13 protein-coding genes and 1 pseudogene are annotated in these 11,111 nt (G+C 68.8%); 12 read left to right on the top strand and 2 right to left on the bottom strand.

Annotated elements, in window-relative coordinates; all coding sequences use genetic code 11:
• The 8 genes from AC1D2K_RS19280 to AC1D2K_RS19315 form a co-directional block, all read left to right on the top strand.
• A partial coding sequence (locus tag AC1D2K_RS19280) for an oligopeptide/dipeptide ABC transporter ATP-binding protein (RefSeq protein ID WP_478090439.1) occupies positions 1 to 277 on the top strand: 277 nt, incomplete at its 5' end.
• The gene (locus AC1D2K_RS19285; RefSeq protein WP_478090440.1) at positions 255 to 1,286 is read left to right on the top strand and encodes an ABC transporter ATP-binding protein; all 1,032 of its coding nucleotides are present in this window, start codon (positions 255 to 257) and stop codon (positions 1,284 to 1,286) included. The genes AC1D2K_RS19280 and AC1D2K_RS19285, both read left to right, overlap by 23 nt.
• Positions 1,261 to 2,775 carry a class I adenylate-forming enzyme family protein gene (locus tag AC1D2K_RS19290; RefSeq protein WP_478090441.1) on the top strand — a complete coding sequence of 505 codons (1,515 nt, stop codon included), beginning with the start codon at positions 1,261 to 1,263 and terminating at the stop codon, positions 2,773 to 2,775. The genes AC1D2K_RS19285 and AC1D2K_RS19290 overlap by 26 nt, the downstream gene beginning before the upstream one ends.
• The gene (locus tag AC1D2K_RS19295) at positions 2,772 to 3,572 is read left to right on the top strand and encodes an SDR family oxidoreductase (RefSeq protein WP_478090442.1); all 801 of its coding nucleotides are present in this window, start codon (positions 2,772 to 2,774) and stop codon (positions 3,570 to 3,572) included. Before AC1D2K_RS19290 ends, AC1D2K_RS19295 begins: the two co-directional genes overlap by 4 nt.
• Before the next feature lie 19 nt (positions 3,573 to 3,591).
• The gene (locus tag AC1D2K_RS19300; protein ID WP_478090443.1) at positions 3,592 to 4,449 is read left to right on the top strand and encodes a VOC family protein; all 858 of its coding nucleotides are present in this window, start codon (positions 3,592 to 3,594) and stop codon (positions 4,447 to 4,449) included.
• Position 4,450: 1 nt separating this feature from the next.
• On the top strand, positions 4,451 to 5,545 hold the full coding sequence (locus AC1D2K_RS19305) for a M14 family metallopeptidase (RefSeq protein ID WP_478090444.1): 1,095 nt from the start codon (positions 4,451 to 4,453) through the stop codon (positions 5,543 to 5,545).
• Positions 5,546 to 5,589: 44 nt separating this feature from the next.
• Positions 5,590 to 6,612 carry a quinone oxidoreductase family protein gene (locus tag AC1D2K_RS19310; RefSeq protein ID WP_478090445.1) on the top strand — a complete coding sequence of 341 codons (1,023 nt, stop codon included), beginning with the start codon at positions 5,590 to 5,592 and terminating at the stop codon, positions 6,610 to 6,612.
• On the top strand, positions 6,609 to 7,040 hold the full coding sequence (locus AC1D2K_RS19315) for a PaaI family thioesterase (protein ID WP_478090446.1): 432 nt from the start codon (positions 6,609 to 6,611) through the stop codon (positions 7,038 to 7,040). The genes AC1D2K_RS19310 and AC1D2K_RS19315 overlap by 4 nt, the downstream gene beginning before the upstream one ends.
• Positions 7,041 to 7,231: 191 nt before the next feature.
• On the opposite strand, the gene AC1D2K_RS19320 is transcribed toward AC1D2K_RS19315, so the two are convergent.
• Complete coding sequence (locus AC1D2K_RS19320; RefSeq protein ID WP_478090447.1) at positions 7,232 to 7,561, bottom strand: DUF1161 domain-containing protein; 330 nt, start codon at positions 7,559 to 7,561, stop codon at positions 7,232 to 7,234.
• A 194-nt stretch (positions 7,562 to 7,755) separates the two neighbouring features.
• Between AC1D2K_RS19320 and AC1D2K_RS19325 the strand changes: the two genes are divergently transcribed.
• From AC1D2K_RS19325 to AC1D2K_RS19340, 4 genes are all read left to right on the top strand, one after another.
• Positions 7,756 to 8,334 carry an OsmC family protein gene (locus tag AC1D2K_RS19325; protein WP_478090448.1) on the top strand — a complete coding sequence of 193 codons (579 nt, stop codon included), beginning with the start codon at positions 7,756 to 7,758 and terminating at the stop codon, positions 8,332 to 8,334.
• 17 nt (positions 8,335 to 8,351) lie between these two features.
• The gene (locus AC1D2K_RS19330; RefSeq protein ID WP_478090449.1) at positions 8,352 to 9,233 is read left to right on the top strand and encodes a VOC family protein; all 882 of its coding nucleotides are present in this window, start codon (positions 8,352 to 8,354) and stop codon (positions 9,231 to 9,233) included.
• The gene (locus AC1D2K_RS19335; RefSeq protein ID WP_478090450.1) at positions 9,230 to 10,003 is read left to right on the top strand and encodes a ferredoxin--NADP reductase; all 774 of its coding nucleotides are present in this window, start codon (positions 9,230 to 9,232) and stop codon (positions 10,001 to 10,003) included. The genes AC1D2K_RS19330 and AC1D2K_RS19335 overlap by 4 nt, the downstream gene beginning before the upstream one ends.
• A 117-nt stretch (positions 10,004 to 10,120) precedes the next feature.
• Positions 10,121 to 10,762 carry a peroxiredoxin gene (locus AC1D2K_RS19340; protein ID WP_478090451.1) on the top strand — a complete coding sequence of 214 codons (642 nt, stop codon included), beginning with the start codon at positions 10,121 to 10,123 and terminating at the stop codon, positions 10,760 to 10,762.
• A gap of 2 nt (positions 10,763 to 10,764) precedes the next feature.
• On the opposite strand, the pseudogene AC1D2K_RS19345 reads toward AC1D2K_RS19340, so the two are convergent.
• Positions 10,765 to 11,111: pseudogene (locus AC1D2K_RS19345) on the bottom strand (LLM class flavin-dependent oxidoreductase); the annotation flags it as partial.

Raw genomic sequence — 11,111 nt, forward strand, 5'->3', positions numbered from 1 at the left:
ACAGCATCCCTACACGCAGGGCCTGCTGGCCGCGACGCCGTCGCCGCTGCGCGCGCGCGGCAGCCGGCTGGCGGACATCCCCGGCATGGTGGCGGACCTGTCGGCATTGCCGGCGGGCTGCGCCTTCGCGGCCCGTTGTCCGCGCGCCTTCGACCGCTGCCTGGCCGAGCGGCCGCCGCTCGTGCGCGTCGGGGCCGGGCAGCAGGCGGCTTGTTTTGCGGTCCATGCGGCCGATGGATCGAAAGGAGACCGGCATGAGCTTGTTGTCGGTGCGTGAGCTGCGGGTCAGCTATCCGACGCCGGGTGGCGTCGTGCAGGCCGTTCGCGGCGTCAGCCTGGACATCGAGGCTGGCGAGACGGTGGGATTGGTGGGCGAGTCCGGCTGCGGCAAGTCGACGCTGGGCAAGGCCATCATGCGGCTGACGCCGGCCAGCGCAGGGCAGGTCGTCATCGACGGCCACGACGTGACGCACCTGTCCACGCGTCGTCTGCGGCCCCTGCGGTCCTTGATGCAGATGGTGTTCCAGGATCCGCACGGCTCGCTGAACCCCAGGCACCGCGTCGACAAGATCATCGGCCAGCCGATGTCGGTGGCGGGTCGTCCTCAGCGTGAGATTGATGCCCGCGTGCAGGAACTGCTCGCCAAGGTCGGCCTGCCGCCGAGCGCCGCCGAGCGCTTTCCGCACGAGTTCTCGGGCGGCCAGCGGCAGCGCATCGGCATCGCCCGTGCCCTGGCGCTGCAGCCCATGCTGCTGATCTGCGACGAGCCCGTGTCCGCGCTCGACGTCTCGGTGCGGGCGCAGATCATCAACCTGCTGCAAGACCTGCAGGGCGAGCTGGGCGTGTCGTACCTGTTCATCTCGCACGACCTGGCGGTGGTGCGCCACGTCTGCGACCGGCTGCTGGTGATGTACCTCGGCCAGGTGGTCGAGAGCGGCCCCACGGAAGCGATCTGGGAACAGCCGACCCATCCGTACACGCGGCTGCTGCTGGCGGCTTCGCCGGTGGCCGATCCTCGTCTTCGCCAATCGCGGCCCGAGGCGCTGTTGCGCGGTGAACTGCCGAATCCGCTGTCGCCGCCTTCAGGCTGTGCCTTTCGCACCCGCTGTCCGCACGCGGTGGCGCGTTGCGTGGCCGAGGCGCCGGCGTTGCGCACGCTGGCCGACGGGCGCCAGCTGGCCTGCCATTTCGACCTGCCGCCGGTGGCCGCGGCGCCCGTGCCCGTCAACGTCCTTCCTTTCCAGAAACCCCCTTCTCCCCATGCCACAGCCTACAAATTTGGGTGACCTGATCGACCGCAGCCGCGATCCGGACCGCACCGCGGTCATCGACCTGCGGCAAGCCGACGCGCCCCGCGTCTACAGCCATCGCGACATCGACCGCCTGGCCGGCGGCGTGGCGCGGCTGCTGGTGTCGCGAGGACTGCCGCGCGGCGCACGGGTGGCGATTGCCTCGCTCAACAGTGTCGAATACATCGCCGCCTACTTCGGCATCATGCGGGCCGGCCACGTGGCGGTGCCCATCAACACAAAGCTGGCGCGCGACACGCTCGTTTACATCGCCACCGATTCCGAAGTCCGGATCGCATTCGTCGACGGACCGCGGCGCGGCACCTTCGCCGCACCCATCGAGCAGATCGACTTCGACGACGAGGGCCCCACGGGCTTCGGCGCGCAGGTGCAACCGGCCGAGTTCGACACCGTGGTCCCGGAGCCGGGCGAGCTCGCCCAGGTGCTTTACACCTCGGGCTCGACCGGCCGGCCCAAGGGTGTGCCGCTCAGCCATGCCGGGCAGTTGTGGGCCTTGCAGGCGCGCGGCGTGCCCCCCGGCGCCGAGAACGAGCGCCAGATCGTGGCGCAGCCGCTGTTCCACATGAACGGGCTGATGGTCACCAAGGGGGTCTTCCTCCACGGTGCGTCGCTGGTGCTGCTGCCGGCGTTCGAGGCCACGGCCTACACCGAAGCGCTGGCGCAATGGGGCGTCACCAGCGTCATGGCCGTGCCGACCATGTTCGCGCGCGTCGTGAAGGTGCTCGAACTGCGGCCGGACCTGGATCTGGGCAAGCTCAAGCGCATCGGGCTGGGCTCCGCGCCCATGACCTATTCGCTGATCGAGCGCATCGGCCGGGCCATTCCGAGCGCCCAGGTCGGCAACGGCTATGGCACGACCGAAGCCGGGCCGGCCGTCTTCGCGCCGCCTGCCGACGGCAGGCCGATTCCACCACTGGCGCTCGGCTTCGCGATTGCCGGCGGCGAGGTCAAGCTGGTCGGCGGCACCGGCGACGACGAAGGCGTGCTGTGGATGCGCAACCCGGCGGTCGCGACCGGCTACCTGAACCTGCCGGCCAAGAGTGCCGAGGTGTTCCGGGACGGCTGGTACATCAGCGGCGACGTGATGCGGCGCGATGCGCAGGGCTTCTTTTACTTCGTGGGCCGTGCCGACGACATGTTCGTCTGCTCCGGCGAGAACATTTACCCCGGCGAAGTCGAGAAGCTGCTGGAGCAGCACCCCCAGGTGCAGCATGCGGCCGTGGTCCCGCTGCCGGACGAGGAACGCAGCGCGGTGCCGGTGGCCTTCATCGTGCTCGCGGCGGAATCGACGGCGACGGTCGACGCGCTCAAGCAGTTCACCATCCAGCGCGGGCCGGCCTACCAGCATCCGCGGCGCATCGCGTTTCGCAGCGAGCTGCCCTGGGCGGGCACCAACAAGATCGATCGCGCAGCCTTGCTGCGCGAGGCACGTGAACTGGAAGCCGCACAGGCGTGGTCGAGATGAGCGACGTGGATCGAACAAGTCCAGAAGGCGAGCCCACCCAAGACCTGCGCGGCAAGGTGGCGCTGGTGACGGGCGCCAGCCGCGGCATCGGACGCGCCATTGCCTTGAAGCTCGCGCAGCGCGGTGCCCTGGTGGCCGTGCACTACAACCAGGCAGCCGAGGCGGCCTTCGACGTGGTGCGGCGCATCGAGGCGGCCGGCGGCCAGGCCGTGGCGATTGCCGCCGACCTGCAGGCGGCGACCGGGCCGGAGCAGCTGTTTGACGCGCTCGACCCGGTGCTGCAAGCGCGGCTTGGCGAGCACCGGCTGGACATCCTCGTCAACAACGCCGGCGTGGGCCTGCGCGCCACCATCGAGGACACGACGCCAGCCGACCTCGATCGCATCCTGCAGGTCAATTTCAAGGCCCCTTTCTTCATCATCCAGCGCGCGCTGTCGAGGCTGCGGGACGGGGGGCGAATCATCAACGTGTCGTCGATGGGCACGCGCGCCGCCTATCCGGCGATGGCCGCCTATGCGCCGAGCAAGGCGGCGCTCGAAGCGTTGACGCTGCTGCTCGCCGAGCAGCTCGGGCCGCGCGGCATCACGGTCAACGCGGTAATGCCGGGGGCCACCGCCACCGACATGAACCCCGCCGCCAGCCATCCGGCGTCGGCGCAGGCGATTGCGGCGACCACGGCGCTGCGACGCGTCGGGCAGCCCGACGACATCGCCGACGTCGTGGCCTTCCTGGCCTCCGACGCCGCTCGCTGGGTGACCGCCCAGCGCATCGACGCGAGCRGCGGCCAACGCCTTTGAGCCTCTACAGGAAAATCCCATGAGCGACTTGCCTCTTCAGATCGACCACGTCGTCATCGGCGTGAAGGACCAGCTCGACAGCGCCTCGGCGCGATTTCGCGACCTCGGCTTCTCGCTGCTGGCGCGCGGCCATCACACGCTGGGCACCAGCAACCATCTGGCCATCTTCGGCGACGACTACCTCGAGCTCCTCGGCTACGAACCGCCGCAGGCCGCCGCGCAGGCCGACAAGCCCATGTGGCAGTACCCGAACGGCCTGATCGGGCTCGTCTTCAAACCGGGCGACGTGCACGACGTCGCCCGCCGGCTGAAGGCGCGTGGCGTGCCGGTCGATGAGCCGCTGTCTTTCTCGCGGCCGGTCGCCCTGCCCGGGGGCCGGGTGGCGGATGCCCGCTTCCAGGTCCTGCACCTGCCCGCCGACACCAGCGCCGGCGGCGTGGTGTTCTTCTGCCAGCACGACACGCCCGAGAACGTATGGCAAGAGGCGTGGCGCACCCATCCGAACGGCGCCACCGGCATTCGCGAGTTCGTGATTTCGGCCACCGACCCGGCGGCCAGTGTGCGCCCGTTCGTCGAGGCGTTCGGCGACCAGGCGGTGAGCCCTGTGCTGGGCGGGTTGCGCCTCGACACCGGACGCTCGGTCGTGCTGTTCCTGACGCCGGAGCAGGTCGACGTGCACCTGCACGGGCAGGCCCGGCGCGAATTCGGCTCGGGTGACCGGTACGCCGGTCTCACGCTGCGCACCCATGACCTGGCCGCCGCACGCGCCGTGCTCACGCATGGGGGGATCCAGGGTGTGATCGAGCTGCCCCATCGGCTCATCGTGCCGGCCCGCCAGGCGTTCGGCCTGGCACTCACTTTCACCGATCAAGGCTGACATGAACTTCACCGATTATTTTGCCGCCAGCTATGTGGGCGCACGCGAGCGCTTTCGCCGCGCGGCCGAGGCGGCAGGCGCCGTCACGCTGGAGGCCCACGAGCATCCCGAAGAGCGCGGGCCCTCGGGCGAGGCGCTGGCCATCGACGTTGCTCACCTGGGCAATCGCAACGGGCGGCGCCAGTTGCTGGTCATCAGCGGAACCCATGGCCAGGAGGGCTATGCCGGGTCGGCCGCGCAGGTGGCCTGGCTCAAGAGCGGCGATGCCGCGCGCATCCCGGCGGACACCGGCGTGCTGCTGGTGCACGGCATCAACCCCTATGGCTTCGCGCGCGGCACTCGCACTACCGAGAACAATGTCGACCTGAACCGCAACTTCGTCGACCACCGGCAGCCGCATCCGGTCAACCCGCACTACGACGAACTGCGCGAGCACCTGGTGCCGGCCTATTGGTCGCAGGACCAGCTGGCTGCCGGCGATACGGCCGAGAAGGCCTTCGTCGAACGCCACGGCGCCGATGCGCTGTTCGACACCCTGGCCCGCGGCCAGTACGTCGACCCGTTCGGACCGTTCTACGGCGGGGTGCAGCGCGAGTGGTCGAACGTGACCCTGGAACACATCGTGCGCAGCCACCTCGGCAGCGCCGAGAAGGTCGGACTGATCGACTGGCACACAGGTATCGGCGAGCGCGGCCAGCCCTTCTTCCTGTGCTTCAACGAAGACGGCTCAGCCGAGCAGGCCGAGGCAGCCCGCTGGTGGGGCGCGGACAAGGTCATCGGCTCAAGGCCCAACGGCCTGGCCCGCCCTCACTACCAGGGCCTCGTTTTCTATGGCGTGCAGGCGTTTCTCGAAGGCCGCCAGCTGGCGGGCGCGGTGATCGAGTTCGGCACGCGCGGCGCGGTCACCGGACGCGCGCTGCGCCTGGACCAGTGGCTGCGGCGCCATGGCGCCGGCCTTGAAGACGACGTGCGCCAACAGATGGCCGCCGACGTGCTCGACGCGCTGAACCCCGTGGCCGAGGACTGGCGCAACGCGGTGTGGCAGCACGGCCTTGCGCTCACCCAGGCCGCGGTGCGCGGCGTCGCCAGCTGGTAGCTCCCCTTTCCCTTGAAGCAATCCCAACGAACCGAGAACACCTGATGAAGGCACTTGTCCTGAGAGAACACGGCGGCCCCGAGCAATTGAAGCTGGAGACCGATTTCCCCGACCCGGTGGCGGGGCAGGGCGACGTGGTGGTGCGTGTGCGCGCGGCCTCGCTCAACTACCACGACGTGTTCACCCGCCGCGGCATGCCCGGCATCCGGATCCCGCTGCCGGCCATCATGGGCCTCGACGTGGCCGGCGAGATCGTCTCCATCGGCGCCGACGTGGAGGGCTGGTCGGTCGGCGACCGCGTGCTGGTCGACCCGATCAACCGAATCGAGGGCGGCTTGATGGGCGAGACGGTGCATGGTGGGCTGGCCGAGCTATGCCTTGCGCGGGCGCACCAGTTGATCCGCCTGCCCGATGCCGTGAGCTTCGACGAAGCCGCCGCACTGCCCGTGGCCTATGGCACCGCGCTCCGCATGGTGAGCACCATCGGCCAGGTGCAGGCCGGCGAGAAGGTGCTGATCCTCGGGGCGAGCGGCGGCGTGGGCGTCTGTGCGCTGCAGCTTTGCAAGTCGGCGGGCGCGTATGTGATCGCCTGCGCGGGCACGCCCGAAAAGGCGGAGCGGCTGAAGGCGCTGGGCGCCGACGAGACCATCCTTTACACCGAGGAAGATTTCCTCCAGGTGTCGCACGCGCGGCACGGCAAGCCGACGATCAAGCGCAACCCGGAAGGCACGCTGCCGCGCGGCATCGACGTGGTGGTCAACTTCACCGGTGGCGACACCTGGGTCAAGGGGCTGCGGACCCTGCGCGTCGGCGGGCGCGCGCTGACCTGCGGCGCCACGGCGGGCTACGACCCGAAGGAAGACCTCCGGTTCATCTGGACCTTCGAACTGCAGATCCGCGGCTCCAACGGCTGGCAGCGCGACGACATCCACACCCTGCTCGACAAGGTGCAGCGAGGCGAGCTGAAGGTGCCCATCGACCAGCGCTACGCGCTGGCCGATGGCGCACAGGCCCTGGGCAGCATCGAGCAGCGCCGCATCGTCGGCAAGGTTCTGGTGAATCCATGAGCACGGCGCAGGTGGAGACCTTCACGCTGGCGCAGGTCCAGCGGCATTTCGACGACTCGCCCTACATCGCGACCCTGGGCCTGTTGGCGGAATCGCTCGACCTCGCGCAGGGCCTGCTCACGGTGCGCGTGCCGATGAAGCCGGAGTTCGAGCGGGAACGCGGCAGCRAGCAGTGGCACGGCGGTCCGCTGGCCGCGATCATCGACACCGTGGGCGACTTCGCGCTGGCGATGCAACTCGGCCGGGGCCTGCCGACCATCAACTTCCGCGTCGACTACCTGCGTCCGGCCGTCGCCACGGACCTGAAAGTGATTGCGCGTGTCCGCCGGAACGGCCGAACCGTGGGCGTGGCGGACGTCGATCTGTTCGACGATAGCGATCGCCTGTTGGCGATCGGCCGCGCGTCATACGTCAGGTCGGCGGGATGAGCGCCGGGCCCTGTCGGCGGTGGGTGGCAAGCGCGGAAGGCCGCGCCAGTGGCCGAGAAATTACATGCGGACAAGGGTTACGACTACGCGCGGTGCCGCCTGGTTGGCTGCGCTCGACAAGCGATACCAGGGCCTCGACGGCAGAACCTGTACGCCGGTGGGGACCACCACGGTCTGCCGCTGAGCCCGCTTTATCGGGGGCAATCGCCGCCGACAGAGACGCTGCCGTTCTTGCACTCCGTGAGGATCGGCTCGCCGCGGACGCGCGATGGAGGTGGTTCGGGACCGTTGCCGCGGTCGCGCTGGCAGACGATCTTCCTGCTGCCGAGTTCGCAGCTGCCCACCACCTGGCCCTCGACCGGCGCGGCGGCATCGAGCGTTGTGACGGTGAAGCGCGTCACGCCCGCCGCGGCGATCTTCGCCTCGATCTGGGCGCGCAGGGTCTCGCAGCTCTCGGCGGCACCGGCGCCGGCCGCGAAAGCGCAGCAGCAAGCGAGGGGATGCAACCAGAGTTTCTTCATGTCGCAATCCTTTGCTCGCACGGGTGTGCTCGGTTCGAGTGACATTTTGCTGTCCCGAGCCACTGCGCGTTGTCGTCTCAAGGGATATACGGAAACCGACTAAGCCTGCTCTTTCTTCTTCGTTCCGCATCGGACGGCCGATGCGAAGAATCACCGGCTTCCCGCCGGACCTGTTTGAACCAAGAAAGATTGTCATGAGCCACTTGAACGACTACCTCTCCGAGAAGCGCGCTGCCGTGCTCGCACGCAACGCCGCCATCGAAGCCGGCACCGCGCAGCCCGCCCAGCTCAAGGCCAGCGTGCGTGCCGAAGGCCGCAGCGGCGTGCGCCGCCTTCGCATCCGCGAGCACCAGGTCATCAGCGACAGCCCGCCCGACTTCGCCGGCTACAACCTGGGCCCGAGCTCGCCGGAGCTCCAGCTCGGCGTGCTGGGCACCTGCGTCACCCACATCTTCCTGATCCAGGCCGCCGAGCGACAGGTGCCGCTGGAGAGCCTCGAGGTGGAGGTCACCGGCATCATCGATCCGCGCGGTGGCAGGCCGGGCCATGAACAGACGCCGATCTGGCCGCACCAGATCGGCTACACCGTGCACATCGATTCGCCCGCCAGCCGCGCCGACATCGACGCGTTGTTCGAGGCGGTCGAGCGCAGTTGCCCGATCCTCAACCTGCTGCGCAATCCGCAGGCCATCCGCGCCGAGGTCAAGCTGGTCAACTCCCGTGCTGCGGCGGCCAACGCCGACGAGACGGCACCGGACGCCATCGCTGCCTGAACCTCGAAAGCAAAGCCATGTCTCTTCCTCTCGACCACATCGTCATCGTCGTCAACGACCTCGAATCTGCCATCGCCGACTACATGGCGCTGGGCTTCAACGTGCAGCACGGCGGGGATCATCCGGGCCGCACCACACACAACGCGCTGGTGGTGTTCGCCGATGGCAGCTACTTCGAGCTGATCGCCTGGAAGGCGCCGGCACCGGAGGAGCGCTGGTGGAAGCTGCTGCAGCGCCACGGCGAAGGCATCGTCGACTATGCGCTGCTGCCGCGCAGCACCGCCGACACGGTGGCCGGCGCCGCGGCGCGCGGCTTGGTCCTCGATGGCCCGCTCGATGGCGGGCGGCTGCGTCCCGACGGCGAGCGGCTGCGCTGGCAGACCGCGCGGCCGCCGTCGCCCGACCTGCCATTTCTGTGCGGCGACGTGACGCCGCGCGCCTTGCGGGTGCCCGAAGGCGCCGCCCGGGTGCATCCGAACGGCGCGCTCGGCGTCGCCAGCCTCGCCATCGCGGTGCACGATCTCGACGCCAGCCTGGCGCGCTACCGCGCGTTGTTCGGAGATGGCGATGGCGGCGACGACGAACGCGCCCATGTCGGCCAGGCGGTGGCGCTCCCGGGCAGCAGCGGACGCATCGCGGTCGTCGCGGTCGGCGGCAGTGCCCTGGTGCTGTCGGCACCGCGCGACCCGATCGGCGAGCCCTCGAGCCCGCTCACGCAGCGGCTCGCCGCACGCGGCGAAGGGCCCTACGCGCTGGTGCTGCGCACCACCGACGCGGCACAGACCAGCGCCGCGCTCGACCCGGCGCGAACCCATGGCGCACTGATCGAGTTCGAACTGGTGGAGGCGCCGGCGTCGGGTGAGCGCATTGAGTCGGATCGGGCCGTCACGCGCCAATGAGTGCCTTCAGCGAAGAACGCGTGCTGAGCGTCCACCACTGGACCGACCGCCTGTTCACCTTCACTACCACCCGCGATCCGGCCCTGCGCTTCTCCAACGGCCACTTCACGATGATCGGCCTGAAGGTCAACAACAAGCCCCTGCTGCGGGCCTACAGCATCGTCAGCCCCAACTACGAGGAGCACCTGGAGTTCCTCAGCATCAAGGTCGAGGAAGGCCCACTGACCTCGAAGCTGCAGCACATCCAGGTCGGCGACACGATCATCGTCGGCCGCAAGCCCACCGGCACGCTGCTGATCGACTACACGCTGCCGGGCAAGCGCCTGTACCTGTTCGGCACCGGCACCGGTCTGGCGCCCTTCATGAGCATCATCCGCGACCCCGACACCTACGAGAAGTTCGAGCAGGTCGTCCTGGTGCACGGCGTGCGCCAGATCGACGAACTGGCCTACCACGACCTGGTCACCGACCACTTGCCCAAGCACGAGATCCTCGGCGAGATGATCGACAAGCAGCTGCTCTACTACCCGACCGTGACGCGCGAGGAGTTCCGCAACATGGGGCGCATCACCGAGCTGATCGAGAGCAACAAGCTCACCGACGACCTCGGCCTGCCGCCGCTCAATGCCGCCGAAGACYGCGTGATGCTGTGCGGCAGCCCGGGCCTGCTGGTCGACCTCAAGCACATCCTCGAGGCCCGCGGCTTCAAGGAAGGCAACACCTCGACGCCGGGCGACTTCGTGGTCGAGCGCGCCTTCGCCGAAAAGTAGCCGGGTCGAAGAGCCGCAGCGGGGCGATACAGAAACTGCATATCGAAGTACAAGGCCTTCGTTGGCGCGAGTGGCATGTCTTTCCAAAATCGAGCTTTTGACCTCTCAGGAGCTTCCATGGCCACTCTGCGACTCGGCGACACCGCCCCCGATTTCACCCAGGACTCGAGCGAGGGCACGATCGACTTCTACAAGTGGGCGGGCGATTCGTGGGTGGTGTTGTTCTCGCACCCGGCCGACTTCACGCCGGTGTGCACCACCGAACTCGGCAAAACGGCGGCGCTGTCGGGCGAGTTCGCGAAACGCGGCGTGAAGCCGATTGCGATCAGCATCGATCCGGCGGACAAGCACAAGCTGTGGATCGGCGACATCAACGAGACGCAGAACACCACCGTCGACTTCCCGATCCTGGCCGATCCCGACCGCAAGGTGGCCGAGCTCTACGACCTGATCCACCCCAATGCGTCGACCACGGCGACCGTGCGCAGCGTCTTCATCTTCGATCCGAAGAAGGTGGTCCGCACCACCTTCACCTACCCGGCGAGCACCGGCCGCAACTTCGACGAGATCCTGCGCGTGATCGACTCGCTGCAACTGACCGACAGCCACAAGGTGGCTACCCCCGCCAACTGGAAGGACGGCGACGACGTCGTGATCCTGCCGAGCCTGCAGGACCCGACCGAACTGGCCGAGCGCTTCCCGAAGGGCTTCAAGGCCGTGCGCCCCTACCTGCGCTTGACGCCCCAGCCCAACAAGTAGCCCTAAGAAGCAGACGGTGCGGCGGCCGCGAAGAAGCGGTTGGCCGGCCGCGGAAGGCCGAGGTTCTCGCGCAGCGTGGCGCCCTCGTACTCGCGCCGGAAGATGCCGCGCCGCTGAAGTTCGGGCACCACCTTGTCGGCGAAGGCGTCGAGCCCGCCCGGCAGCCACGGGAACATGATGTTGAAGCCGTCCGAGCCTTCGGACTCCAGCCACTCCTGCATCTCGTCGGCGATGGTCTGCGCCGTGCCGACGAAGGCCAGGCCGCCGTAGCCGCCAAGCCGCTGGGCCAGTTGGCGCACCGTGAAGCCTTCGCGCTCGGCGAGGGCGATCACGCGCTGCTGGCTGCTCT

The organism is Variovorax sp. P1_H12_2, assembly GCF_056405335.1.

Coding starts and splice junctions, on each gene's coding strand:
- AC1D2K_RS19285 (WP_478090440.1), top strand. CDS start 255: ATGAGCTTGTTGTCGGTGCGTGAGCTGCGGGTCAGCTATCCGACGCCG.
- AC1D2K_RS19290 (WP_478090441.1), top strand. CDS start 1,261: ATGCCACAGCCTACAAATTTGGGTGACCTGATCGACCGCAGCCGCGAT.
- AC1D2K_RS19300 (WP_478090443.1), top strand. CDS start 3,592: ATGAGCGACTTGCCTCTTCAGATCGACCACGTCGTCATCGGCGTGAAG.
- AC1D2K_RS19305 (WP_478090444.1), top strand. CDS start 4,451: ATGAACTTCACCGATTATTTTGCCGCCAGCTATGTGGGCGCACGCGAG.
- AC1D2K_RS19310 (WP_478090445.1), top strand. CDS start 5,590: ATGAAGGCACTTGTCCTGAGAGAACACGGCGGCCCCGAGCAATTGAAG.
- AC1D2K_RS19320 (WP_478090447.1), bottom strand. CDS start 7,561: ATGAAGAAACTCTGGTTGCATCCCCTCGCTTGCTGCTGCGCTTTCGCG.
- AC1D2K_RS19325 (WP_478090448.1), top strand. CDS start 7,756: ATGAGCCACTTGAACGACTACCTCTCCGAGAAGCGCGCTGCCGTGCTC.
- AC1D2K_RS19330 (WP_478090449.1), top strand. CDS start 8,352: ATGTCTCTTCCTCTCGACCACATCGTCATCGTCGTCAACGACCTCGAA.
- AC1D2K_RS19340 (WP_478090451.1), top strand. CDS start 10,121: ATGGCCACTCTGCGACTCGGCGACACCGCCCCCGATTTCACCCAGGAC.